The sequence below is a fragment of the Actinomycetospora soli genome (assembly GCF_021026295.1).
In the GTDB taxonomy this organism is placed as follows: domain Bacteria; phylum Actinomycetota; class Actinomycetes; order Mycobacteriales; family Pseudonocardiaceae; genus Actinomycetospora; species Actinomycetospora soli.
The window spans coordinates 34,973-59,764 of the sequence record NZ_JAJNDA010000006.1; the positions used below are offsets into that span (position 1 = coordinate 34,973).

25 protein-coding genes are annotated in these 24,792 nt (G+C 74.8%); 11 read left to right on the forward strand and 14 right to left on the reverse strand.

Going from position 1 to position 24,792, the window contains the following annotated elements; genetic code table 11:
• Positions 1-69 precede the first annotated feature (69 nt).
• Positions 70-321, forward strand: coding sequence for a hypothetical protein (locus LN037_RS11255; RefSeq protein ID WP_230752337.1), 252 nt, complete (start codon positions 70-72; stop codon positions 319-321).
• Positions 322-324: 3 nt separating this feature from the next.
• Here the strand turns inward: LN037_RS11255 and LN037_RS11260 are convergent, their stop codons facing one another.
• Positions 325-933, reverse strand: a complete 609-nt coding sequence (locus LN037_RS11260) for a hypothetical protein (protein ID WP_230752339.1) — start codon at positions 931-933, stop codon at positions 325-327.
• 11 nt (positions 934-944) lie between these two features.
• Between LN037_RS11260 and LN037_RS11265 the strand changes: the two genes are divergently transcribed.
• Both LN037_RS11265 and LN037_RS11270 read left to right on the forward strand, forming a co-directional pair.
• Positions 945-2,321, forward strand: a complete 1,377-nt coding sequence (locus LN037_RS11265; protein WP_230752342.1) for a hypothetical protein — start codon at positions 945-947, stop codon at positions 2,319-2,321.
• A gap of 34 nt (positions 2,322-2,355) precedes the next feature.
• Positions 2,356-3,366, forward strand: a complete 1,011-nt coding sequence (locus tag LN037_RS11270) for a patatin-like phospholipase family protein (RefSeq protein ID WP_230752345.1) — start codon at positions 2,356-2,358, stop codon at positions 3,364-3,366.
• Between the two features lie 18 nt (positions 3,367-3,384).
• Here LN037_RS11270 and LN037_RS11275 read toward each other — a convergent pair whose 3' ends face one another.
• Positions 3,385-4,074, reverse strand: a complete 690-nt coding sequence (locus LN037_RS11275) for a maleylpyruvate isomerase N-terminal domain-containing protein (RefSeq protein WP_230752347.1) — start codon at positions 4,072-4,074, stop codon at positions 3,385-3,387.
• Between the two features lie 171 nt (positions 4,075-4,245).
• Here LN037_RS11275 and LN037_RS11280 point away from each other — a divergent pair, with 171 nt between their 5' ends.
• Genes LN037_RS11280 through LN037_RS11290 form a run of 3 tightly spaced genes read left to right on the forward strand, consistent with a single transcriptional unit; the run spans position 4,246 to position 7,059 of the window.
• Positions 4,246-5,118, forward strand: a complete 873-nt coding sequence (locus tag LN037_RS11280) for an STAS domain-containing protein (RefSeq protein ID WP_230752349.1) — start codon at positions 4,246-4,248, stop codon at positions 5,116-5,118.
• Positions 5,115-5,990: a hypothetical protein gene (locus LN037_RS11285; RefSeq protein ID WP_230752351.1), complete on the forward strand. Its 876-nt coding sequence runs from the start codon at positions 5,115-5,117 to the stop codon at positions 5,988-5,990. The genes LN037_RS11280 and LN037_RS11285 overlap by 4 nt, the downstream gene beginning before the upstream one ends.
• 37 nt (positions 5,991-6,027) lie before the next feature.
• A complete protein-coding gene (locus LN037_RS11290; protein ID WP_230752353.1) occupies positions 6,028-7,059 on the forward strand; it encodes a P-loop NTPase family protein in 1,032 nt (343 codons plus the stop codon).
• On the opposite strand, the gene LN037_RS11295 is transcribed toward LN037_RS11290, so the two are convergent.
• The 8 genes from LN037_RS11295 to LN037_RS11330 are packed head-to-tail and all read right to left on the reverse strand — an operon-like array spanning position 7,031 to position 15,827.
• Positions 7,031-7,738 carry a hypothetical protein gene (locus LN037_RS11295; RefSeq protein ID WP_230752355.1) on the reverse strand — a complete coding sequence of 236 codons (708 nt, stop codon included), beginning with the start codon at positions 7,736-7,738 and terminating at the stop codon, positions 7,031-7,033. The two genes, LN037_RS11290 and LN037_RS11295, sit on opposite strands and share 29 nt — an antisense overlap.
• Complete coding sequence (locus tag LN037_RS11300; protein ID WP_230752357.1) at positions 7,735-9,231, reverse strand: tyrosine-protein kinase domain-containing protein; 1,497 nt, start codon at positions 9,229-9,231, stop codon at positions 7,735-7,737. Before LN037_RS11300 ends, LN037_RS11295 begins: the two co-directional genes overlap by 4 nt.
• Positions 9,228-10,670, reverse strand: coding sequence for an O-antigen ligase family protein (locus LN037_RS33530; RefSeq protein WP_230752359.1), 1,443 nt, complete (start codon positions 10,668-10,670; stop codon positions 9,228-9,230). Before LN037_RS33530 ends, LN037_RS11300 begins: the two co-directional genes overlap by 4 nt.
• Entirely contained in the window at positions 10,667-11,920 is a 1,254-nt protein-coding gene (locus LN037_RS11310) for an MATE family efflux transporter (RefSeq protein WP_230752361.1), read from the reverse strand. Before LN037_RS11310 ends, LN037_RS33530 begins: the two co-directional genes overlap by 4 nt.
• A 2-nt stretch (positions 11,921-11,922) precedes the next feature.
• A complete protein-coding gene (locus LN037_RS11315) occupies positions 11,923-12,603 on the reverse strand; it encodes an acyltransferase (protein WP_230752363.1) in 681 nt (226 codons plus the stop codon).
• The gene (locus LN037_RS11320) at positions 12,600-13,343 is read right to left on the reverse strand and encodes a class I SAM-dependent methyltransferase (protein WP_230752365.1); all 744 of its coding nucleotides are present in this window, start codon (positions 13,341-13,343) and stop codon (positions 12,600-12,602) included. The genes LN037_RS11315 and LN037_RS11320 overlap by 4 nt, the downstream gene beginning before the upstream one ends.
• Positions 13,336-14,487, reverse strand: coding sequence for a glycosyltransferase family 4 protein (locus LN037_RS11325; protein ID WP_230752366.1), 1,152 nt, complete (start codon positions 14,485-14,487; stop codon positions 13,336-13,338). Before LN037_RS11325 ends, LN037_RS11320 begins: the two co-directional genes overlap by 8 nt.
• On the reverse strand, positions 14,484-15,827 hold the full coding sequence (locus tag LN037_RS11330; protein ID WP_230752368.1) for a WcaI family glycosyltransferase: 1,344 nt from the start codon (positions 15,825-15,827) through the stop codon (positions 14,484-14,486). The genes LN037_RS11325 and LN037_RS11330 overlap by 4 nt, the downstream gene beginning before the upstream one ends.
• A gap of 290 nt (positions 15,828-16,117) precedes the next feature.
• Between LN037_RS11330 and LN037_RS11335 the strand changes: the two genes are divergently transcribed.
• The gene (locus LN037_RS11335) at positions 16,118-17,968 is read left to right on the forward strand and encodes an HNH endonuclease (protein ID WP_230752370.1); all 1,851 of its coding nucleotides are present in this window, start codon (positions 16,118-16,120) and stop codon (positions 17,966-17,968) included.
• A 253-nt stretch (positions 17,969-18,221) separates the two neighbouring features.
• On the opposite strand, the gene LN037_RS11340 is transcribed toward LN037_RS11335, so the two are convergent.
• A complete protein-coding gene (locus tag LN037_RS11340; protein WP_230752372.1) occupies positions 18,222-18,917 on the reverse strand; it encodes an HAD-IA family hydrolase in 696 nt (231 codons plus the stop codon).
• Between the two features lie 80 nt (positions 18,918-18,997).
• Between LN037_RS11340 and LN037_RS11345 the strand changes: the two genes are divergently transcribed.
• Positions 18,998-19,531 (forward strand): TetR/AcrR family transcriptional regulator, encoded by a 534-nt coding sequence (locus LN037_RS11345; protein ID WP_230752375.1) that lies wholly within the window; start codon positions 18,998-19,000, stop codon positions 19,529-19,531.
• A 573-nt stretch (positions 19,532-20,104) separates the two neighbouring features.
• On the opposite strand, the gene LN037_RS11350 is transcribed toward LN037_RS11345, so the two are convergent.
• Positions 20,105-21,274: a hypothetical protein gene (locus LN037_RS11350; RefSeq protein ID WP_230752377.1), complete on the reverse strand. Its 1,170-nt coding sequence runs from the start codon at positions 21,272-21,274 to the stop codon at positions 20,105-20,107.
• A 58-nt stretch (positions 21,275-21,332) separates the two neighbouring features.
• Positions 21,333-22,163 carry a FadR/GntR family transcriptional regulator gene (locus LN037_RS11355; RefSeq protein WP_230752379.1) on the reverse strand — a complete coding sequence of 277 codons (831 nt, stop codon included), beginning with the start codon at positions 22,161-22,163 and terminating at the stop codon, positions 21,333-21,335.
• A 174-nt stretch (positions 22,164-22,337) separates the two neighbouring features.
• On the opposite strand from LN037_RS11355, the gene LN037_RS11360 reads away from it, so the two are divergent.
• From LN037_RS11360 to LN037_RS11370, 3 genes are all read left to right on the forward strand, one after another.
• Entirely contained in the window at positions 22,338-22,541 is a 204-nt protein-coding gene (locus LN037_RS11360) for a hypothetical protein (RefSeq protein WP_230752381.1), read from the forward strand.
• Between the two features lie 88 nt (positions 22,542-22,629).
• Complete coding sequence (locus LN037_RS11365) at positions 22,630-23,112, forward strand: nuclear transport factor 2 family protein (RefSeq protein WP_230752383.1); 483 nt, start codon at positions 22,630-22,632, stop codon at positions 23,110-23,112.
• A gap of 38 nt (positions 23,113-23,150) precedes the next feature.
• On the forward strand, positions 23,151-23,873 hold the full coding sequence (locus tag LN037_RS11370) for a Clp protease N-terminal domain-containing protein (RefSeq protein WP_230752385.1): 723 nt from the start codon (positions 23,151-23,153) through the stop codon (positions 23,871-23,873).
• Between the two features lie 9 nt (positions 23,874-23,882).
• Here the strand turns inward: LN037_RS11370 and LN037_RS11375 are convergent, their stop codons facing one another.
• Positions 23,883-24,761, reverse strand: coding sequence for an MOSC domain-containing protein (locus tag LN037_RS11375; RefSeq protein WP_230752387.1), 879 nt, complete (start codon positions 24,759-24,761; stop codon positions 23,883-23,885).
• Positions 24,762-24,792: the final 31 nt, after the last annotated feature.

A 24,792-nucleotide genomic window follows, 5' to 3' on the forward strand; every position in this document is an offset into this window, starting at 1 on the left:
CGGACGGCTGCGGGCGACACCGACGGTGAGCCCCGTCCGGGGCCGCCACACGATGTCGGGGGACACCACATGATCGTCACCGTCGCTGCCGCCGCCGGAGCCGCCGCCGGCGCCTGGCTCGTCGCACCGTTCGTCTCGATGGCGCGCCGCGGCACGATCGACGACCGCGCCCGCGCCGCCGCACGCGCCGAGGCCGACCGCGAGGACGCGCTCCGTCGGGCCCGTCGTCGGGAGGCCCTGGTGATCGCGGCGGGCGCGGCCGACCTCCCCGCGATCCCCGCCCAGCGCAGCCCCGTGCGCGAGGCGCTCCTCGTCTGCTGAGCCTCAGGCCCGGAACAACCGCACCGCGACCCCGTCCGCCACCGGCTCGACGTCCTCGAGCCGGAACCCGCCCGGCACCGGCATCCCGCTGCCGGGCAGCGGCGGCAGGCGGGCCGGGAGCCGCCACCGCCGTCGTCGGATGCGCAGCGCCACCGCCCGGAGCACGAGCCCGTCCTCGTCGACCTCCGGACGGACCTCGAGCGCCGCCGCGCGCGGCACCCGCGACCACCGCAGCACCGGGACGCCGTCGCGGATCGCCACCAGCACGGGGGTCGTGGCGGACCGGTCGAGCAGGGCCTGCACGAGCGGCGTCGGCAGCGTGCCCGACACCGTCACCCCCGCGGGCTCCAGCGCCCCCGAGAGCCGGACGTCGACGGTCGCCACGTGCACCTGCGCGCGAGGCACGGTCAATCCCGACCACTCGACGTCCGTCGCCTCCACCCGCAGGTCACGGACCCGCCCCGGGCGCAGCAGCGAGCCGCCCCCGAACGTCAGCGACGCCACGCGCAGCCGCACCGGGCCCGCCGCGGTGGGCAACGTGAGGACCCGGTCGCGCGCCCCGGCGGCGACCGCCGTGCGCAGCAGGGCGAACCACGCGTCCGCGAGTCCCATGATCGGCCAGTGTGCAGGCGCCGGACGGCCGCACCTCCCGCCGGGTCCGCCCGTTCTGTGGTGCCATGGGCGCCATGGAGCAGTGCCGGCAGTGCGGCGGGGGGCCGGTCCAGGGCGGATGGTGCCGGTCGTGCGGCATGCCCGCGGACGCTCCCCCGGTCCCGACGACGGGTCCTGCCGCGGCGCCCGCGCCGGGCGCCCGCCGGCACGACACGCTCCGGTGGCACGGCGACCCCGCCGGCGCCCACTCCCCCCACGGCCACTCCCCCCACGGCGGCCCGCACCCGGACGGCCCGCACCCCGGCCGCGCCCAGGCGATGCCGGTGCTGCTCTGGGCCGCGATCGGCGCCCTCGCACTCGCGGCGGTGCTCTGCCTGACGACGTTGATCGGCACCCTCTCCGCCGCCGACGCCCTGTCCTCCGACGAGCTGGCCGTGCTCGCGAGCGCGGCCGGCACCCCGTCGCCCGGGCTCGCGCTGGTCGGCACGGTGTGGCTGGGCCTCGTCGCCGGGTTCGTGGCGCTGGGCAGCCGGCCGGCGCGGGCGTTCACGCTGGTCGGGGCCGTGCTCGGGGTGTGCGCGCTGGTCTCGGGGCTGCTGGTGGTCCCCCTCGCGGCGGGCGCCCTGCTCACGCTGGGGGCGGCCGTCGTGCTCGTGGTCGTCCCCGACGCGCGGGCCTGGTTCACCGGGCCGTACGGCCGTCCCGTGCGCAGCCCCGTGTCGGTGCTGCTGGTGCGCACCGGGTCGCTGGGCGCGGCGATCGGGTGGGTGCTCACCGCGGTGGCCCTCGGCGTCATCGGGCTCGTCGCCCTGGCGGGCGGGCTGGTCAGCGCCTCGGTGGGCGCCGACTCCGAGTTCGGTGCCGCGCTCGGGGGGCTGCTCGGCGTGATCGGCGGCTTCGTGCTCGTCGCCGCCGTGTTCTCGGCCGGCCTGGCGGCGGTGCTGTTCTGGGTGTTCGCGGCCCTCGCCCGCACCCCGCCGCGCTCTGCGCGCGGCGCCCGGATCACCGCGACCGTCCTCGCCGGGCTGGCCGGCCTCGCCGCGCTGCTCGCGTTCGACCGCTGGACGCTGCTCGGGCTCGCCGTCGCGGCCACGGTGATCGGCGCGCTGTGGGTGCCCGACGACGCCCGGGCGCACGTCGGCGACGCCCCGCTGCCCGCCGTGCGGCGCCTGCTCGACCGGGTTCACGCGCTGGGCCCGGCGCCCGCGGTGCCGGCCGCGACCGGTCCCGCCACCGGGCACGGCCCGTGGTACGCCACGCAGGCGGGCCCGGACCCGGATCCCGCGCCGCGCCACCCGTCGTCGGGACCGGAGACGGCCTGCGCGCTGTGCGGCACGCCCTTCCCCGCGTCGTCCTCCTTCTGCGGGAACTGCGGCGCCCGCAGGTGAGCGTCCGGCCGCCGCACGGAGCATGATCGGCGGGGTGCGACGCGCGGACCTGGTACTCGAGGGCGGTGGGGTCAAGGGGATCGGCCTGGCCGGGGCGGTCGCCGCCGTGACCGACGCCGGGTACACCCCGCAGCGCATCTCGGGGACCTCCGCCGGGGCGCTGGTGGGCGCGATCGCCGCGGCCGGCGCGCGCGGGGACCGACTGGGCGAGATCACGCGGCGCCTCGACTTCCGGGCGGTCGCCGACCGGCACGGCCTCGGCCGGGTGCCGCTCGTCGGGCCGGGGCTCTCGCTGCTCACGGGCGCCGGGCTCTACACGGGCGCGTACCTGCTCGAGTGGATCACCACCGAGCTCGCCGCGCTCGGCGTGCACACGTGGGCCGACCTGCGCCTCGACGACCCGGCGCTGCCGCCCGAGCAGCGCTACCGGCTCGTCGTGACCTGCTCGGACCTCACGCTCGGCCAGCTCGTGCGCCTGCCCTGGGACTACCGCGGCGTGTACGGGCTGGACCCCGACACCCAGCCGGTGGCGGAGGCGGTGCGGGCGTCGATGTCGATCCCGTTCCTGTTCCGCCCGACCACGCTGGTCCACGCGGACGGGCTGTCCTCCACGCTCGTCGACGGCGGGCTGCTCTCCAACTTCCCGATCGACTCCCTCGACCGCACCGACGGCGCCGCCCCCGCGTGGCCGACCTTCGGCGTCACGATCACCACCCGACCCGGCCTCGGCGACCGGGTGGCGCTCTTCCGGACGCCGCTCGCGGGCTGGCCGCAGCCGACCGCGCTGCGCCTGCTCGAGCAGCTCCTGACGACGATGGTGGTCGGCCGCGACCAGGCCTACCTGAACCGGCCGTGGGTCGCGGCCCGCACCATCCACGTCGACGCCGGCACCGTCGGCCTGCTCGACTTCGGGATCAGCCGCAGCCGCACCGACGCCCTGTACCGGCGCGGCTACGACGCGGCGGCGGCGTTCCTGGCGGAGTTCGACTGGGACGCCTACCGCGAGCGGTTCCGCGGCGAGGTGCCTGCGGCACGTGAGCACTAAGGGTCGCTATGGCGACCGTCAGTGCTCACGCGGCGGAGCCCCATCGTCGGTCCGCGTCCCGAACACGCACAGCGGCGCGAGCCACGGCTCCGGGTCGCCGTCCCAGTCCCAGTCGCGCATCTGGTCGAGGCTGCGTCGGCTGAACACGCCGCGGAGGAACTCCCACGGCGCGATCGTCAGGGTGGCCGCCGGCCCGTCGCCGGTGCCGCCGACGACCTCCTTCTCCCCCACCCGCACGGTCAGCGTCCCCGGCACCTCGAGACCCTTGACGCGGCCGCCGCACAGCAGGCCCGCGACCCCGGCCCACGACGCGGCCGGCGGCACCTCGTCGCCGAGCGCCTCGACGAGGTCGCCCTCGTGGACGAGGAGGTCGGCGCAGGCCGGGGGCGGGATCCGACGGTCGTTGAGCCCGGTGGCCATCGGGTCGACCAGGGGCGCCCACTCCGCGAGCACGTCCTCGACCGGCACGCCGAGCCGCGCGTCGACCTGACCGGCGGTCCACTCGTCGTCGGGCGGGCCGGAGAGCCGCCCGCCGAGGGCGTCGGCCGCGATCCCCGCGAGGTGGGACACCACGGAGTGCACCGTCCAGCCGGGGCAGGCCGGCACGGCGGTGCCGAGGGCGTCGGGGTCGAGGGCGGCGAGCGAGCGCATCCGCGCGTCGACCCGGGCGTGGGCGTCGCGGTAGGCGTCACCGAGGAGGACCGGCATACCGGTGGACCCTAGGCCGGTCACGCGCCGTGACAACCGGTGCGGATCGGGTGAACATCCGCGGAAAGTCCGTCCCGACGGCGGGTGGCGGGTGATGCTGGTCGGCGGTTGCGGTCGGTGAGGCCGCACCTCGGACGTCGGGGGACGGACCGACCGGGAGTCACGCACGCGATGACGGTGGACGCGGGACCGGCACGCGCCCACCTGCTGCAGGTCGCGGAGAGCGACCACGCGCAGCGGGTCGGCACCGCCGCCTGGCTCGACCGCGAGCTCGCCTTCGGCGCCAAGGTCTTCTACAAGGGCTGGCTGGGCGAGGACGGACGGCTCGAGAAGCACTGGATCGCCGGGCCGCAGGCGACGGTGCGGACCCGGCGGGCGCTCGAGACCGGGCAGCTGGAGTTCATGGACTTCCCCCGGCTGATCGACGTCGTGGGCGGCACGGCGGAGGGGCTGCACCGGGTGCAGTCCGAGGAGCTGCACCGCGCGCTCGACGAGGGCTGGACGTCGGTGGCGATGACCCAGGAGTCGTCGCGCCGGCCGCTGGTCGACGCCGACGAGGTGGCGGTCTTCGCGCAGCAGGAGGGCGGCTACGACGAGCTCGCGGACCGCTTCCCGCTGCACGTGCTCTGCCAGCTGACCACCGCCGTGGAGAACGAGGTGCACGTCGTGCACTCGCTCGGCATCCACCACCGCGACGTGGTCGACGTCGGGTGGGGCGCCCGCGAGACCTGCGGGCGCTGGCGGGTCTCCGGCGACCTCGACGCCCACGTGGCCCAGCGCTTCGGCGGCGCGCTCACCGGGGCGATGCGCCGGATGCGGGAGGTCGCCGAGCAGGGCACCGGGGCGAGCCCGGACCTGCACGTCGACCTCGCCGGCGTCGGGTTCGTCGACGTCGCGTGCGCCCAGCTCATGGTCCTCGCGGCCCGCTCCGCGCCACCCGGCCAGCGGCTCGTGCTGCACGAGCCGCCCCGGCTGCTGCGCCGCCTGCTCGACGCCCTCGAGCGCCCGGGCACGATCGTCCTGGACGAGGGCGGCCCCGCGTGAGCCCGGGCGGGCCGGGGCTGCTGCACGCGGCCGTCGTCGCCGAGGACCCGGAGGACCTCGTCCGGCTCTGCCTGCCCGTGCTCGACGCCGCCCTCGCCGCGGACGCCCCCGTCGAGATCGTGCTCGACCGCCGCGGCGCCCGCGCCTTCCGCGACGCCCGCCCCGAGGCCGCGCTGACCCTGCCCGCCCCGGTCGACGTCGACCCGCTCGGGCTGGGGCACCGGCTCGCCGACCTCCCCGCCGGCGCCGTGGTGATCGGTCGCAGCTGCGCCGACGCCCCGGCCGCGGACCGCCCGGTCGCCGAGGACGCGCTGACCCTACTGCTCGCCGACCGCACGCTCGCCGTGCTGTGCGTCTACGCCCCGGGCCAGGTCGAGGCCGCCCGCGCGGCCCACCCGTGGATGCTCACGCCATACGGCTCCGTGCCCTCCCCCGACCACCGTCCGCCCGCGACGACGAGCCCGGTGCCCGCCGCGGTGCTCGGCCCGTCGGTCGACACCGTCGCCGTCCCGGACGGGGCCGCGCTCGCGGCATTGCGCGCCCGGTTCGCGGCGGCGGTCCGCGACGCCGGGCTCGACGGCGAGCGCGCCGAGGCGGCCGTGCTCGCCGCCCACGAGGCGATGTTGCTGGCCTGCGGGGTCGACCTGGTGCCCGGGACCGACCTGCCGCCCGGGGAGCACACCCTCGACGTGCGGGTCAGCACGGAGGCCGTGGTCGCGGAGTGCCGGGCCGACGTCCCCGGCGGCCCGGACGGCCCCGGTGCGGCCGTGCACGACCCGCGCTTCGCGCACCTCACCCGCTTCTGCGACCACGCGACCGTGCACGACGACCGCCACGGCCGCACCGTCCGGGTCCTCACCGGCGTCCGCTGATCTTCCGGCCCGGCCGGGCACCTGCCACGATCGGGTGATGGGCGTGCGGGTCGTGCTCGCGACGGCCGTCCTCGGGCTCGCCACCGCCGCCCTCGTCCTGACGGTGCATCCGCCGGCGTCCGGCGTGGCCCTCGACGCCGCGGTGACGGTCGCGCCCGGCGCCCCACCCCCGTCCGAGCCCGGTCCGGCCGTGCGCGCCGACGCCTCCGCCCTGCTCGGCGGCGTCCCCTCCCCCGCCGACCTGGCCGCGACCACGTCGGTCGAGCTCGTCGGGGTCACGCTCACGGTCCGGGCCCGGGCCGCCACGACCGAGGAGGCCGCCGTCGTCGCCCGCGCCCTGGCCACGGCCGCGTCACGTCGGCTCGCGCAGACCGGGGCCGACACCCGCCCGGCCAACCGACCCGCCGTCGTGGTCGCGGTGGCCGAGCCGCGCCCGACCGGGCCGCAGCCGCACCCCGGCCTGGTCCTCGCCGCCGGGGCGCTGCTCGGGCTGCTGCCCGGCCTGGTCGCCCTGCGCCGTCCCGACGCCGGGTCGGCTCGGCTCCCCCGCTCCCGGCGCGACCCCGTGGTGCTCACCCGCGGGACGGGGCGCCGCCACGCCCGACGGGTCGCCGCGACGCGGCGCGTGGCCGGTTCCCTACGCGCGGGTCACGTGATCGCCGTCGTCGAGTCCGCGGGGCGCTCCCCGGTCTCGGCGGCCGTCGAGATCGCCACCGCGCTCGCCGCCGACGGCGCCCGGGTGCTGCTCGTCGAGGCCGGGCCGCGCTCGTCGTCGTCGCGCGTACGCCGGATCGCCGACCCCTCGCCCGGCGTCCGGGAGGTGATCGCCGGGACGGCCGGGACCGACCGGGCGATCCGGCCGTGGGCGCGCGGCGGCCTCGACGTGCTGCCCACCGGGCGCAGCGGCCCGCCCCTGGCCGACGCCGACGTCGCCGCCGTGCTCGACCCGCTGCGCGGGCGCTACGACCACGTCGTGCTCGACGCCCCCGGCCCCGCCGACCTCACCGTCACCGTGCGCGGCACGCGCGTCGACCCGCCCGTCAGCCGGCCCACGTCTCCGCGAACGTGACCGCCGCCGAGTCCTCGGCGTCCCGGTAGAACTCCCACACCGCGACGGTGCCGGTGCCGGAGGCGAACCGGGGGTCGCGGACGGTGGTCGTGGTGCCGTCGGGCAGCCGCAGCACCACCGCGTCGCCGGCGGTGATCACCTCGACCGGCCGCGGGGTCCCGTCCTGGGGCAGCGCGAGCCCGTAGTCCGCGCGGGCGATCTCGCGGACCTGGCCCCCGGCGAGGACGCCGGCGATCCAGCGGTCCGGGGTGAACACCATGTGCAGGTGGCCCTCGACGCGGTCGACGCTCGGGGCGCCGTTCCACGCCACGAGGGCCGCCGAGCCCGACGTGGAGCCCGGGCCGAAGGCGATCCGCGCCCCGATCCGGCGGACCGGCGCGCCGACCGGCTGGGTGAGGTACGCCGCGGACGCGGCCGCGGGCAGGTTGCCGACGAGCACCCCGCCGCGCAGCGAGGGCGGCGCGGTGGCGTTCGAGAGCAGCGTCGTGAACGGCACGCCCTCGTCCCCCGCGGCCGGCAGCGGGCCGTCGGGGCGGCCCGCCCACCGGGTGTGCCGACGCAGCGGGACGTCGGGGACCGCCCCGGCCGTCGGCACGACCGCGCCGGAACCGCACCCGGCGAGCACCCCGAGCAGCGCTGCGCCGCCCAGCCCGAGGGCGCCGCGCCGGGAGAGGGTCACCGCGCGGCCCGGTGCGCGCCGCCGCCCGTCGACCGCCGGGCGGACCACAGGTCGAAGCTCGCGACCGACGCCGCCGGACGGGGCTCCAGCCCGACCAGGGCGGGACGCGCCGACGGGGAGAAGTCCAGCATCGAGGTCGGTGCGCCCCAGCCACCGTCCGAGCCGGTCGCGCCCGGCGCGGCGGTCGGGGCGACGGTCGCGCGGGTCTCACCGTCCCCGGTCAGCACGGTCCCGACGATGCGGGCGCCGACCGCGCGCAGGGCCTCGGTCGCGGAGGTGACGGCCTCGGCCGACGTCGTGCCGGCCCGGCAGAGCAGCACCGCGCCGTCCGAACCGGCGGCGAGCACGGCCGCGTCGGCGACCGGACCGAGCGGCGGGGCGTCGACCAGGACGACGTCGTGGGTCGCGCGCAGCCGCTCGACCACGGTGCCGAGGGCCCGCGAGGTGAGCAACCCCGACGGGTCGGTCGGCACCTCGCCGCTGACGAGGACGTCCACGCCTGCGTGGCGCTGCAGCGCCGACTCGAGGGCGCAGCGCCCGCGCAACACGTCGGTCAGGCCCAGCCGGCCGCGCAGGCCGAGGCGCTCGCCGAGGACCGGCGTCCGCAGGTCGCCCTCGACCACGGCGACCCGGCCCGTCGCGGCGAACGCGCTGGCGAGGGCCTGCACCAGGCTGGTCCGCCCCTCCCCCGCGACCGCGCTGGTGACGGTGATGACCCGCACGGCCCGGTCGACGTCGGCGAACGCCAGGTTCGTGCGGACCCGCCGCACCGCCTCGGCGTACCCGCCCTCGGCGTCCGGCACGAACGCGCCGCGCACGGTGGGCAGGCTGCCCAGCGACGGCGCCCCGGCGAGGCCCGCGAGGTCGGTGGGGCGGCGCAGGGAGCGGTCGGTGGCGGCGGCGGTCACGGCGGCGGCGATGCCGAGCAGCAGGCCGACGACGGCGCCCACGACGAGGTTGACCGACCAGCGGGGCGACACGGCCGACGGGTCGGCCACCGCGGCGTCGACCGTGGCGACGGTGACCGCGGGCGCCTGCCCCGCGGCCGCGCCCGCCGGACGCTCCAGCTGGCCGACCACCTGGGCGAACCGGGCGGCGACCGCGTTGGCGAGGTCGGCCGCGAGCGGCGCCGAGTCCTCGGTGACGGTCACCTTCATGACCGTCGAGTCGGTGTCGGTGGTGACCGCGACGTGGTCGGCGAAGTCGGCGGTGCTGCCGGGGATGCCTGCGGCGTCCATGACCGGGCGCAGCACCCGCTCCGAGGTGAGGATCTCGGTGTAGGACTTCACGCGCTGCTGGGAGAGCAGCACGCCCTGGTAGGCGTTCTGCGCGGTCGTGTCGTCGACGGCGGAGACGTAGAGGCTGGCGGTCCCGGCGTAGGTCCGCGGCAGGAACGCCGTGACACCGGCGGCGACGGCCAGCCCGACGGCGAGGCCGGCGACCAGCAGCAGCCAGCGACGACGGATCGCGGTGAGCAGGGCGACGAAGGTCATGACGGTTCTCCCGGGGAGCGGACGAGGGCCGGAACGGGCTGCGGGGACGGGGGTCGGGCGCCGGCGGACACGGCGAGCCCGGCCAGCAGGGCGAGGGGGACGTAGAGGTAGAGGTCGGCGATCTGGTTCTCGACGACGCCGACCACGAGCCAGGCGCCGAAGGCGACGACGAGGGCCCGCGCGAGGCCGGCCGCCGGGCCGCCGGCGCGGGCGATCGCCCGGCCGTCGGCGAGCGCCCCGACGGCGGTGACCACGAACCCGAGGAACAGCAGCGCCCCGCCGGACGCGCCGAGCTGCAGGTAGATGCTGTGGCCCTCGGTCATCACGTGCAGCCCGATCCCGCGCAGCGGCGAGTGCTCGATGTCGAGCAGCGCCTGGGCGTGGATGCGGGCGCGGATGGCGTCGGACTCCGCGGCGCTCTCCGCGCCGGTGAGCCGCAGTTCCCGCCCGAGCCGGTCGAGCATCGTCGGGAAGAAGGCCACGAGGAGCGTGCCGGCGCCGAGCGCCGCGCCCGCGAGGGGGAGCAGCAGGCGGCGGCCGAGGCGGTCGACGAGCAGGGCGACGAGTACCGCCCCGAGCGCCACGACCAGCCCGCCCCGGGAGCCGGAGACGAACAGGCCGCCGCCCATCACCGCGGTCGCGCCCGCCCAGAGCAGGCGTTCGCGGCCGCGGGTGGAGAGCAGGAACCACACGGCGACCGGCGCGGCGAGCCCGACCGAGAGGGCCAGGTGGTTGGGCTGGGCGGTCAGACCCGCCTGCCGGCCGCCGACGTCGACGGCGATGAAGCGGGCGCTGATCGCGGTCAGCCCGGTCTCGTCGGCGAGCGCGACGGCCGCGTTGACGGCCGCCCCGAGCACCCACGCGGCGGTGAGGGTCCGGACGAGCCGTGTCCGGGCCCCGGGCTCGCGGCCCGCCACGGCGAGGCAGACCGCGAGCGGCAGCGCGAGCGCCGGGACGATCCAGCGGACCCCGTTGAGCAGGTTGGCGATGCCCGGGCTCGGGATGGCCGCGGCGGTCGCCGCGTCGATCGGCACGCCGAAGCGGGCGGTCAGGTAGCCGCGGTCGATCGGGAACAGCACCGAGCACGCGACCACCAGCAGCAGCGCCGTCGGCAGCGGCCACACCCACGACGGCGCCGCGAGCCGCGCCCCGGAGCCGACGGCGAGCAGGGCGAGCACCCCGAGCGCCGCGGCGAGGAACAGGTGGCCCAGCGGGAGGCCGAGGGAGACGCCGTTCCAGGTGGCGGTCGCGACGGCGAGGGCCAGCAGCGTGACCCCGAGGTCGCCCGGGCCGCGCAGCACCACGACGAGGCCGACCACGACGACGCCCGCCAGCGCCGGGACGGTCAGCTGGAGTCCGAGCAGCCGGGTCGCGTCGAGCACCAGTGCACCCGCGACGACGAGCGCGACGAGGCCGCCGAGGGCCACGGTGCGGTTCACGCCGGCACCCCCGTCGCGACGACGGGTGCGGGACGCGCACCCGTCGTCGCGAAGGCGGCGGCGCCCAGCGCGACCAGCGACGAGGCCGTCAGGCCCCACGCCAGCCCCGTGACCCCGGAGCCGGCCGCGCCCCCGACGACGAGGCCGGCCCCGGCGCCCGCGAGCATCCCGGCGGCCGTGACCACCTGGAGCGCGAACAGGGAGCGCGCCCGGCGCTCCCCGCGGATCTGGGCGAGGAAGGGCACCGCGAGGGCCGCGAGCGCCGTCTGCAGCACGATCGGCACGACGAGCCCGGCGTGGTGGACGTACTGCGGGAACAGCGCGCCCATGAGGACCTCCCGCAGCGGGATCGCGGCGAGCAGCACCAGGGCGAGCGCCCCCGCCCCAACGAGGGCGACCCGCCGGGCGCGGAGCAGCCCCGCCCGGTCCCCGTCGGCTGCCAGGCGGGCCATGACCGGGGTCGCGAGGACCAGCAGCGCCGCGAGCACGGTCACCGGCGGCTGGAACACCAGCAGCTGCACCGCCCGCAGGCCCGCGACGTCGTCGGCGACGAGCACCGCGCCCGCCACCGCCAGCACCAGGTAGACCTGGGCCTGCCCGAGCACCGAGGTGAGCGTGAACCAGCCGGACAGGTAGCGGGACTCCGCGAACCAGCGCTGCGGCCGGCCGACCCGGCGGGCCTCCGGCGTCACCGCCACGACCACGGCGAGCGCGACCAGCGCCCCGATCCCCCACGCGGCCGAGACGGACGCGACCGACAGGACCCCACCCGTCGTCAGGAAGGCACCCAGGACGAGGCCCTGGGCAAGCAGCCAGACGACGTCGACGACGAGCGCCCGGTGGGTGTCGGTGCGGGCGAGCAGCACGTACCGACCCGCGTCGACCACGAGGGCGCCCGGCACCCACACCGCGAGGGCGAGGAGGGCGTCCCCGACGGGGCCGTCCCAGGCGATCCCGACGACGACGCACACCGCGAGCCCGCCGGCGCCGAGCACCGCCGCGGCCGCGAGGGCCGAGGTCCCCGACGATGGGCGCCGCGCCGCGTCCACCGTCGGGAGGTGCGCGAGCAGCGGCTCCCCGATCACCGCGCGGGCCGCCGCGCTCAGCACCGTCACCACCGCGTACGCGGCGACGAACGCCCCGAACGCCTCCGGCGCCAGGACCGCCGACGCCACGAACGCGGTGAGGTAGTTGCTCGCCGAGCTGACGAGCTGGTCCGCGATCCCCGTCGCCGCCCTCCCCCGACGCATCGTCAGGCGATCTGCGACGTGGTGCGGTGCAGGAAGGGCATGTCCGGGTCGAGCGCCCGCGCGGGGCGGGCGGGCGACCCGGCGTAGACCTGGTGCTCGGCGCGCAGCGCCTTGGTCACCGTCGAGCCGGCGGCGACGATGCTGCGTGCGGGCACGGCGGCGCCGGGCAGCAGGAGGCACCGGGTGGAGACCATGGCGTACTCGCCCAGCCGGATCGGGCGGGCGTCCTGGACCATGTTCACGACGTCCACCGCGTGGGTCTGCACGATCGTCCCGAAGCCCGCGATCGCGGAGAAGTCGCCGAGCTCGACGAGGTCGCACGCGTCGATCAGGTGCAGCGACGTGATGAGCGAGTGGTCGCCCATGACGAGCTCCGGGCGGCGGCCCTCGAGTCCGGCGAAGTAGCCGGTGGAGCGCCGGACCGAGTTGACCCAGACCAGCATCAGGATCACGGCGCCCGCGCCCAGCGAGACGCGCTCGCAGCCGCGGATCGCGACCAGGTGGCCGATCCGGGCCCCGTCGCCCATGACGAGGTGGTCGACGTCGACGAACGAGTGCCCGATCGAGGCGGTGGGGGCGAGCTCGTGGCCGAGCAGGCGGGTGTGGACGAACCGGCGCAGCCGGCCGGGCGCGACGACGGCGGCCGCGGCGGCGAGGGTGCGCAGGGTGCGGTGGGTGATCACGCCGCGACCCCGACCCAGGGCTGGGCCACCGCGAGGTCCTTGCGGACGGTGAAGCCGAAGATGTTGCCCTGGCGGCGGGCGAGCGTGTTGAGCCCGCCGTTGAGCAGGCCGATCACGCGGTCGCGGCCGCCGATGGCCGAGCGCATGCCCGGCGTCAGGGCCCGGTCGGAACCGATCAGCCAGCGCGAGTGGAACTCGATCGGGACGACCCGTCCCGGGTCGAAGCTCGCCACCGTCTTGCGGACCTCGTGGCGGGTCCAGCGGTAGACGTGGTTCGGGACGCCGCTGCCGTCGACGCCGCCCGTGGTGCCGCCGCCGTCGGCGACCGCGTCGTGCTCGTAGACCCCGGCGAGGCCGAGCGAGCAGGCGAGCCGCATGAGCGGCGAGTCCTGGTTCTCCACCGCGACCACGGTCTGGCGGGCGATCCGGTACATCTCGTGCAGCGCCTGGTGCGGGCGGGAGCAGTGGTGCAGCCCGGCGTGGCCGATGACGTGGTCGAAGCTCGCGTCGGCGTAGGGCATCGCGTGGGCGTCGCCCGCGTTGGCCGCCCGCAGCCGCGACGACGGCGAGTCGGGCGCGAGGTTGGAGAACGTGCAGTTCGTCAGCCCGACCCGGGCCGTGACGTCCTCGTCGAACTCCCCGGCGAACTGGACGAGGATCGCGTCGTCGCGGCCGATGACGCCGCGGTCGAGCAGGTCGGTCAGGATCGCGGCGTAGGTGCCGCCGCCGGCTTCAGCCATGGCTGGTCTCCCGGTAGAGATCGACAAGGGTGGACACCCACGCGCGGGTGGAGAAGTGCTGTTCGTAGGTCGCGCGGGCCCGGTGGCCGAGGGCCGCCCGGTCGCGCTGGACGTCCTTGAGGGCGACGGCGAGCTCGGCGGCGTCGCCCGGGCGGACGACGACCCCGGTGCCGCGCCGCGCGACGTCGTCGGCCGCGCCGTTGCCCTCGTACGCGACGACGGGCACGCCGGAGGCGAGGGCCTCGACGTAGGTCAGCGGCGGCCCGGCCTCGGCCCAGAGGCTGGGGACGACGAGGCCGGTGTAGTGCGCGAGGCGCGCCCGGACCTCGCCGTTGCCCATGCCGCCGAGGAAGCGGACGTTCGGGCGCGCGCCGTGCCGGCGCTCGAGCTCCTGCTGCTGGTCGCCGGTGCCGACGACGTCGATCGGCAGGTGCGCCGGCCAGGCGTCGAGCAGGGCCGCGACGCCCTTCTCCGCGGAGAGGCGGCCGACGAACAGCCAGCGGGGGTCGTGCACGTGGTCGGTGTGACCGGCGGTGTGCTCGACGTCGGCCACCGCGTTGGGGACGACGACGAGCTTCTCCGCGCCCACCCCGGCCGCGAGGTACTCGTCGGCGGCGCGCTGCGAGATGGTGATCAGCCGGTCGGCCCGGGCGATGACCGGGTGGTTCACGGCGCCGCCGCGGGTGGCGACCGCGAGCGGGAGGGTCGCCAGCCGCGAGTGCTGGAAGCAGCGGTGGGTCACCGCGGCACGCGGGGTGTGGGTGCAGTCGGTGCACCGCTTGCCGTCGCGCAGCAGCGTCCCGGCCGGGCAGATGGGGCGGAAGTTGTGCAGCGTCGCGACCAGCGGCCCCTGCCACCGGGCGAGCCAGCGGGTCCCGAAGTTCGGGAACAGGTTGTGTACGTGGACCACGTCGGGGCGGATGCGGTGCAGCATCTCCGTCGGGTCGGGCCCGAGACCGGTCGCCACGGTCGCGGCGGCCTCGAGCGGGTAGGTGCGACGACGCCGGCGGAGGTCGTTGTGCTGGGCGACGACCACGACCTCGTGGCCCGCGTCCTGCAGCGCCTGCACCTGGGCGTCGACCACCACGTTCTCCCCCGAGGGCACCTCCGTGTGGTGGTAGCTGTGGACGAGCGCGACCCTCACGCCGGCTCCACCCAGGAGTTCGGGAGGCGCCGCGCCCCGCCGTCGAGCACGCCGATGTCGGTGACCACCTCCGGGAGGGGCTCGTGGTCGGGCCGCGCACGGGAGGCGGCGAGGCCCTCGACCCACGCGACGTAGGCCTCGCGGGCGGCGTCGACGTGCAGCACGTCGTGGGCGAACAGCTGCCCGCGCAGGCCCATGGCCTCCGACTCGCCGGGCTGCAGGCGGGTGTCGACGATCGCGTCGAGCAGGGCCCGCGGTGCGCCCGGCGCCACGGTGACGCCGGCGCGCGAGGCGACGATCTCGGCGCTCGCGGCGGACAGGGCGTTGGTCGCGGCGACGACCGGGCGGCCCGCGGCGAAGTACGAGGTCAGCTTGCTGGGGACGCACATCTCGGCGACCCCGGCCTTCTCGTTGAGCACGAGGACGTCGGCGGCGGCGAGCGCGTCGGTGAAGCGCTCGGTGGGCAGCGGGTCGAGGAACTGGACGCGGCGCACGCCCCGGGCGACGGCGCGGAGGTGGTCGCGCCGGCTGCCGTGGCCGAGGAGGACGAACCGGATCGGGCACCTGTCGACGTCGGCCAGGCGGGCCGCCTCGACGACGTTCTCCAGGCCCTGCTTCGCGCCCATGTTGCCCGCGTGCAGAGCGATGATCTCGTCGTCACGCCACCCCAGCTCGCGCCGGACGGCGGCGATGTCGGCGGGCCGGCGGGTGACGGTCGGGACGTGGGTCCAGTTGCGGATCGTCGTGATGCGGTCCTCGGCGACCCCCATCGCGGCGAGCGAGGAGCGGAACCGTCCGTGGATCGCGACGACCCCGTCGGCCCGGGCGAGCAGCCGGCGCTCGAGGGAGGCGGCGCCCGCAGCGGCGCGGCCGGACCCGATGCCGGTCTCGGCGAGCGCGTGGCCGTAGAGGTCCTGCGGGACGACACCGACGGCCGTGCGGCCCGGTCGGCGCAGCGTCGCGGCGGCGGCGACCGCGAGCAGCGCAGGGCTGATCGCGACGACGACGTCGGGTCGCGGCTGCCGGGCGACGACGCGCGTGGCGCGGGCGGCGAAGGCCGCCTCCATCGCGACGCGGCCGGCGCCGGTCGGGTTGGTCGGCACGGGGTGCGCCACGCGGGTGATGCGGACGTCGCCGTCGCGCTCCTGCAGCAGGCGGCCCGTGTAGCCCGGCTCGACCTGCCACCGCGGGTAGTGCGGGAGGCCGGTGACGACGTGGACGTCGTGGCCCGCCTCGGCCAGGAAACGGGCGAGACCGGTCGTGTACGGGGCGATGCCCGTGGGTTCCGGGGCGTAGTTCAGCCCCAGGACGGTGACCCGTAGCCGCGACTGCGGGGACATCCTTCACCTCCGTCGACGTGGACCAACTGACGTGCGCTGGATCGCTGGTCCCCGACAGACAGCAACCATGTGGACCACCGATCGGTGGTTTGCGCTGCCCCGTTCGGGGTAGCTCACGCCGGAGGAACGCGCGTCTGGTGACTGCATGACGTGAGAAGTCGGAGAAAGTTGAAGAACTACCGCTCGTCATCGGAGCACTACGCCCCGATCGGGTGGCGGTGGTGGTGACGAGGCGTGATTACTCCGAATGGCCTCTGGATCTTGTCGAACTGGTGTTCGATGATGGGTGCATGGCGATCGAGGCAGGGTGGGACCCCGACACGGGGATGCCGCTGCCTGACGATGCGCCGTTCGTGCCGCTCTCGGACGAGGAGCTCGCGGCGTGGGCGGTCGAGGACGCCCTCGCGCCGATCTCGGCGTACTCCTTCCATGACGAGGAGGAGCCGCCACTCGCCACCGAGCCAATCGAGCCGGTGGAGCCTGGGTGGGCGGTGCCGGGAGTCTCGGACGCTGAGCCCTCTTCTGGGGAGGGTGTGTCGGCGGAGTCGTTGTCACTGTTGGCTGAGGGCGCGGCCGCGGTCCGGGCCCGACGGTTGGCGGGGGCCCGGTTGTACCGGGCGATCAACGCCATCCGTGACAGCGATGTGCTCGACGAGACCGGCTACCGGCGGATGTCGCGGCTGCTGGAGGACCATCTGCGCCTGGACCCCACGACGGTCCGTCTGCTGGAGCGGCAGGCGGACGCGTTGCGGGAGACCGTCACCCCCACCGGGGCGAGGACACCGGCGGATCTGCCGGCGACGGCGGCGGTGGTCGACGACGGGCTGGTCGACGAGCACCACGTCGAGGTGATCCGCAAGACGATGCAGCGCCTCGGCGCGGTCCCTGGCTTGGAGCCGGCGGTGCTGGCGACGGCGGAGGAGCAGCTCGCCGCGCTGGCCACCACCCACAGCCCGAAAGCACTGTTCTCGGCCGCCAGAGTGATCGCGGACCGGCTCGACCCCGACGGCGCGGCGCCGAAGGACGACGACGCGTCGGGCAACGAGTTGCGCTACACCAAGCGCCGCAACGGGGACCTGCACGCCAAACTCGTGCTCCGCGAACGGGCCGCCGCGGCGTTGTTCGACGACGCGATCCGGGCCGCCACGCCTGCTCCGGCGTCCTCGGTGGTCGCCGACCCCGACACCGGGGAAGCCCCGGAATCCGCCGACGGGAACCGTGGGCACGACCCGCGCGACGAGGCCGACCGCTCCCTCCCGGCCCGGCAAGCCTCGGGGTTGTTGGACCTGATCTCCGCCAGCCACCACGCCGGCCTCAACGAACCCGACCCCGAGCCCGGCCCCGGGCAGGCGGCCATGTCGTTCCCCGACGGCGACGGCGACGGCGACAACACCGCGCCCGCAGCGTCCGCCACGGACGAGCCTGCGGCCGAGGCCGACGAGCCGTCGATGTTCGGCCCCGGCGCCTCAGAGCAGGACGCCGGAACCGGTGCCGCCGGCAGCGGCTCCGGCGCCACCCCCGAACCCGAGCCCGAGTCCGAGTCCTGGTCCGAGGCTGAGGCCGATCCGGGAGAGTCGCCACCACGGCGGCCGTGGACCCCACCGGACGTCGACACCATGGCGCTACCCGGCCGGGAACGCGTCACCCTGACCGTCACCCTCGACTACGAGACGCTGCGCCAACAACTCGCCGACACCAGCACCGCGCTGGCGTTGCTCGGTGACTCCACCTGGATCCGCCCCGACACCGCGCGGCGGTTGGCCTGCGACGCCGACATCATCCCCATGCTGCTCGGCTCGAAGGGCGAAGTCCTCGACGTCGGCCGCAAGACCCGCTCGATCCCCACCGCCACCGCCCGCGCCGTCACCCGCCGCGACCGGCACTGCGCCTTCCCCGGCTGCCGCCGACGCGCGCGGCACTCCGAGATCCACCACATCATCCACTGGGCCCACGGCGGACACACCGAACCCGACAACCTGGTCTGCCTCTGCCGGTATCACCACGACCTGGTCCACCACAGCGGCTGGGACGTCCACATGACCGACCACATGCCCTGGTTCCGACCCCCCACATGGCTCGACCCCACCCGACAACCCCGACACAACCGGCCCTGGCAGAACCCGACCGACCTTTCGGCGTGAAAGCCCCACGAAAGGCGGGAGCGGTGTGATCGGACGCGTGAGCCACCCGCGCCGACGCACCGCCCCGCCGGGGGGAGGGGGCGGTCGGGCGCCGGGGCCACGCCGCGCGGCGACGGTGGCGCTGAGCGCTGCCGTCGTCGCGGCGGTCGGGTGGATCGCTGCCCCGTGGGTCGCGATGGCCCGACACGGCACCGTGGATCAGCGACACGTGCGGTCGTGGGCGGACGAGCCGGACACTCCCCCGGCGATCCCATTACCCCGCCGCCCGCCGGTCGTGGAGCACGTCCGCGCTCTCTAGCTCGGCCAACGAGTGAACGTGGAGGTCGGGCCGGGTGATGGCGGCCGTCGTCGGTGTCGCACCCGTGCCGGCCTGGCCGTGCCGCCGCTCGACCCAGCACGTCCGCAGGCCGAGGGCGTGCGCGGCGCCGATGTCGTGATACTGACTCTGCGCGACGTGCAGCACCTCGTCCCGGTGGATGCCGACGGCCGCGAGCTTGGCCAGGGCCGCTTCGAACATGCGCGGGTCCGGCTTGTTCACCCCGACCTCGTCCACGGTCACCGTGTCGTGGAACGGATGGCCGAGGGCGGGCCCCCACGCCTCCACCGCAGCGCGATCGGCGTTGGTCAGCGCGATCAGCACGAACCGGTCCCGCCACCGGGCCAGCACCTCCGCCGCGTCGGGGAACGCAGGCCACGACCCGATCGACCGACGTAGAGGCGAGGGCACCTCCGCCAGTTCGGGGATGCCGAGGTCGACGGCCAGGCGCGCCGAGATCGGGTCGAGCATCGCCGGGAACGGCATCTCGGGCGTGCTCCGCTGCTGCACCGCCTCGGCGGCGCCGAACGCCGCCAGCACCGACCCGTCGTCGGGAACGGCGGAGAACTCCCGCACGCACCGCAGGATGCCCGACTCGAAGTCGATCAACGTCCCGACGACGTCGAACGTCATGGCGTGGATCATGCTCGCCTCCAGGTATACCGACCGGTCTCGTCGAGACAGTGACCCACCGGTCGGTATACCGTCAAGTCGTGACCACCCCCGCCGGGCAGCGCATCCTCGAGCAGGCTTCGGCGCTCTTCTACGCGCACGGGATCACGGCGGTCGGGGTCGCCGGGATCGCCGAGGCCGCCGGCGTCACGAAGAAGACGCTGTACGACTGCTTCGGCTCGAAGTCCGCCCTGATCACCGCCTACCTGCAGCGCCGCCACAACCAGTGGTGGGCCGAACTCCAGGAGCGCCTCGCCGAACGGCCGGGTGTCGACACCGTCTTCGACACGTACCTGGCGCACTCCCAGTTCGACACCGAACTCGGGTGCGGGTTCCAGCGCGCCGCGGCCGAACTGCCGCACGATCACCCCGCGTTCGCGGTGATCCGCGCCCACAAGCAAGCCGTTCGCGACGAACTGGAGCGCCTCACCGGCGACCCCGAGCGCGCCGACTTCCTTTTCCTCCTCCTCGAGGGCGCCGTCGCCCGGCGTGCGTTCGAGGGCACCACCGAGGCACTCGAGTACGCTCGCGGCGTCGCGGCAGACCGACCTACGTCCGCGCCGACCGCCGATTAGACGGCGCTGTCGACGCGACGGAGCGTCGACGAACTCAAGCGCGGCGCGCACCGTTCCGACCGTGAGCGACGGACCGGCCGTCTCCGATTCCGCAATAGCGCGGCAATCGGGTCATGCCCGCACAGTCCAACCCCCACCTGGGGCCGTGGTCGGGCGAAGGTCGAGCTCCGAGTCACCCGCGAGAATCCAGCCGCCGCCCGGGATCGATCGCGGGACGAAGCGGCCGTCACCCATCTGCCAACCGCCGCCGGGCGCGCGAACCAGAAACTCACGTCGCGTGTTCCACTGCTGGGCCTGACGGACGTGCGGAACAACGCGCGACGCGTTCATGAAACGGGTTTTCCTCCGGAGCGTTTCCACCGCCGACTCAGGGAGAGTCGTGGCGCCACGACCGACAGTTGACCGTTGCGCGATCGTTATGATGTCTGAGGACGCAGCCCAGTTGCCTCCGCTGGACGCATAGCCCACCAACGAGCTCAACTGTTCGCCTGGTGGTCGGATTATCACGCCAGACGGTCGCACTTCCCCGTCCACGCGGACCTTCCCGTCCACGGTTCGCCACCTGGTCTAGCCCTACGACCATGCTGCAGGGCGCCAGAGGAAGGCGACCCCGTGCCCGGGCAGCATCCATGAGCTTGCTGGGAAGACAGCGACCCCCTTGCCAGCGTTCCACGTCGGAGGCTCGGCGCCGGTCACAGCAAAAGGCTTGATACTGAACTGCAGGTCCGGGTTCTCCGAGATGGAGAACGAACTGGTGTCGAAGGTCATCTGCTCGACGAAACACGGATACGGCGCCTGCCAGTAGCTGAAGCCGTCGGTAATGTTCTGGATCGTTGTCGAACTGATGGTCAGGCGCGTGATGGTCTCGACATCGTGGCGACTGCCGGACAGGGCGTGGAGATCGATCTCGAAGATCCGTAGACGATCCATGTACACGCGACGGTCCAGTTCGAGCCCCTCGGTGAGGTCGCTCCGGAAGAACGTGAGGTACTTGCCCCATTCCTGGACCTTGACCTCCCGGATGACGTCCCGCGGGTCACTGAGCGGCACCTCGTGCCTACGGCCGTGCTCATCGGCGTACTCGAGTCCGACGTGGATGGAGCGCTGCATCGCCTCCACCGACTCCTCGAAACGAGGCTTGTCCGGGTCCTCACGCACGAACCACAGTTCGAAGAGCGGGAGCCGGCAGCCGGAAATGATGGAGTCCCGCAGCAGCGGTTCTGAGGTCGCGAAGATGACGACCTTGGAGGTCGGCACACGGTTGCGGAACGAGTACCTCTGCTCGATGACGAGGTGGTAGCTGCGGTCGTCGAGACTGTCGAGGCGGAAGTCGATCTCGGTGTGCTCGCTGATGGTCAGGTCGCCCCCGTCACCGGCTCGACCCTCGCCTCCGAGCAGGGCGGTCAGGAGCGCCTGGTTGTAGGGCGACGGGCCGTAGACGCGGTCGAGGAGTCGCTCGGCGACGCGGCCCGGCGGCAGGACCTCGACGACGCCGCGTTCGACGACCTCGTTGACGTACTCGACGTGCCCGAGGAGTTCGCGGCGCACGACCCCGATGACGACGACCGCTGCGACCGCCAGCGACCCGACGAGTACGAGGACACCGCCGAACAGGAACGATTTGTCGGTCGACGTCAGCACGACGACGAGCAGACCGGCGAGCGCGACCAGCACGCCGCCCGCGGCCCATCGCCCCAAGGGCAGACGACCGAGGTCGCTGCGCCGAACGTTCCCCCCGTTCACCCTCACATCTTGTGTGGCGATAGTGGCGTGAGACAACCACTGTGACGGGACGGGATCGTCAGGAGCCGTCCGGCGGCGGGTCCTCGAACATCGGGGTGTCCCGGATCTCGATGTAGGTCGAGACGGTGGCCGGCGCGCGCTTCTCGGAGGCGACGTCGACCTGACGGCGGATGCCGGAGTAGAGCCCGAGGAGATGGGTCGCCATGGCCATCCGGGCGCCGATCTCGTCGCCCCGACGAATCTGCACCGCCACCTGGACGTGGTCGAGGGCCGACCGGTCGTGCACCTCGGCACTGGTGAAGCTGTGCTCGCGCCACTCGGCCACCAGCGGGGTGAGCATGCCGTACAGGCTCTTCAGGTACTCGTTCCCGGACGCCTCGACGATCGCGCCGTGGAACTCCTCGTCCGCCTTGAGCAGGGCCGCGCCGTCGCCGGGGTCCGCGGCCTGGTCGATCCGGCTGAGCTTGACGATGTCGTCGCGCTGACCGGCGGAGGCCCGCGCGGCCGCGAGCCCGGCCGCCGCCCCCTCGAGGGCGATCCGGACCTCCATCACGTCCCGGACGTCGAACTCCCGCGCGGCCATCCGCTCCTGCATCACCTCGACCGTCGTCCGCGCGGGCGTCGCCGACACGAACCAGCCGCGGCCCCGGTTGACCTCGACCACGCCCTGTGCCTGCAGGCGCTGCAGACCCGACCGCACCGAGCTCCGGGCCACCCCGAAGCGACGCGCGAGCTCGGGTTCGGTGATGAGCTTCTCGCCGGGTGCGAGGACCCCGTCGCGGACCAGTTCGAGGATGCGGTCGGCCACGAGGTCCGGGATGGGCTTCCTCGTGTCGGGCAGCGACCAGCGTTCGCTCTCGGACGTCTCGTCCTGATCATCCGCACTCATACCGACCTCGCGAACTCCGGCGGCTCCGTCGTGCCGCCGAACGACGTCGGACGACGGACACCTCAACGTAGCACGGCATACAAGCACATGTCGGACAGCAGAAGGGCGTTGACAGACAACATCTCTCCTTCTCATGCTGAGAGACATCAGACAACGAGACATCGGGGGAACACCATGAGCAGCATCCCGGCCGGTCAGCTGGTTCTCGTCCTCGCCCTCGGCATCTTCCTCGTCATCGTCTTCTGGCGCGTGGCCATCCCGATCATCCTCGCCCTCGTGCTGGCCAAGGTGGTCGTGTCGATCGCCGCGATGGCGCAGACGCTCCCGCTCCAGCCGGCCGCGTCGGCCCTCGCGACCGTGGCTCCGCTCCTCCACTGAGGTTGTCGGACAACCGACCCGACCGATCGTCCCGCACCGGCGAACCCGGCCCTGGTCGGACAGTCGGGAACGCGCCAGGCTCCGCCCCATGCTCACCGCGGAGCACATGTCAGCCCTGATCCGGCGCTACTTCGACGGCTGCAACGACGCCGACGTCGAGGGCATGATCGCCTGCTTCACCCCGGACGCCGTGCACTACTTCCCGCCGGGGATGTACGGCGGGGCCTGGCGCGGGGCGCGCACGATCGCGGAGAACTGGGCGCACCGGGTCGCGACGCTGGGCTCGGCCTGGACGATCGACCGCCTCCTCGCCGACCCGGCGAGCGCGCAGGCCGTGATCGAGTGGAGCCACTTCAAGACCGCGGAGGGCACGGTCCTGCGCGGCGACGAGTGGTACGTGTTCGACGAGGCGTCCGGCCTGATCGCGGAGATCCGCGCCTACTACGCCTCCCCCGTCGACCCGACCCGCGCCGAACTCGCCCTCGACGGCTACGACTACGCGGGCCGCGGCTATCCGCTCACCTGCCCGGTGCCGCGCCCACACGCCACGCAGAGAACATCGTCCACCTGAAGTTGACGCTCAGCCAAGCGTCAACCTACGGTGGACGCATGACCTCACCACCGTCGCCCGTCCGCCTCGACGACCTCATCCGTGCCATCACCACCGTGCACGACCAGCCGCTCGACCAGCTCTCCGACGCCGTCCTCGCGGCCGAGCACCTGGGTGAGGTGGCCGACCACCTCATCGGCCACTTCGTCGACCAGGCCCGCCGCTCGGGCGCGTCGTGGACCGAGATCGGCGCGAGCATGGGCGTCACGAAGCAGGCCGCCCAGAAGCGGTTCGTCCCGAAGGGCGGGACGAGCGACCTCGACCCCGAGGAGGGGTTCCGTCGCTTCACGCCGCGGGCGCGGTCGGTGGTCGTGGCCGCGCAGGAGGAGGCGCGCGCCGCCCGCAGCCCCGAGATCACCCCCGGGCACCTGGCCCTCGGGCTGCTCTCCCAGCCGGAGGGCCTGGGCGCGCGGGCGGTCGTCGCGCAGGGCGTCAGCGCCGAGGCGCTGCGGCGCAGGGTCGCCGAGGAGCTGCCGGCCCCCGTCGAGGAGCCGCCCGCCCTCATCCCGTTCGACGCGGCCGCGAAGAAGGTCCTCGAGCTGACCTTCCGGCAGGCGTTGCGCCTCGGGCACAACTACGTCGGCACCGAGCACCTCCTGCTCGCCCTGCTCGAGGCCGAGGACGGCGCGGGCGTGCTCACCGGTCTCGGCCTCGACAAGGCCGCGGCCGAGACCGAGGTGACCCGGCTCCTCGCGGAGGCGACCGGGCAGCAGGAGCGGTAGGACCCGGCGTCAGGAATGCCGGTCCCCCACGGCGAGCTCGCCGCCGGCGGTGACGTCGGCGTAGACCCCGGCGCACGCCCAGCGGCCCGCGACCTCGGGCTTCTCGATGTCCACGCGGTTGTGCTTCGCCACCGTGCGCAGCGTGTCCCGGTCCTCGGGCAGGTCCTCCTGGGCGAGCGTGGTCATGACGCAGCGCATCGTCTGGAAGGTGTAGGACACCCGGACCGCGTCCCCGAACGACATCTCGCGCCCGACCCAGTCGTTCTCGACGAAGCCCGGCTCGGTCTCGTCGAGCACCACGTTGGGCCGGTAGCGGCGCGGGTCGAAGCGGCTGTCCGGCGCGAGCTCACCGAGGCGCGCGAGCGTCGACGTGGTGATCACGTGCAGCGCCGCGAGGTCGTAGAAGCGGCCGGGCGGGGCGAAGGCGGCGACGTCGAAGCGGCTGATCGCCTCGCCGGTGTCCTCCTGGCGTGCGGTGGTCGCGTCGATGATGTGCTGCGGCGCGAGGTCGTCGATCTCCGGCCAGATCTCCTCGAAGCCGGCGCCCTCCGGCGGGGTCGTGATCAGCGTGACGTCCCGGCCGAGGACGCTCGAGAGGGCCTTGTTGATGTCCGGGTCGTCGCTGCGGCGCGTCGAGCCGTCCGGGAAGGTGATGACGACGGGCGGGGCCGGCTCCCCCGCCGTCGGCTCCGCGGTGAAGGCGGCGGAGAACCGCAGCAGCTGGTCCCACCGCTTCGGGACCTTGGCGCTCGCGACGATGCCCGTCTCGACGTCGAGCAGCGCGTACGCGCGGTCGCCGACCACGCCGCGCTCGTCGAGCGTGGCGCGCTGCAGCGCCTCGCCCTGCATCGATTTGACCGGATAGCGGTGGATCGCGGCGATCGTCATGGGCGACGTCGTACCCGGTGGGATCTCCCGG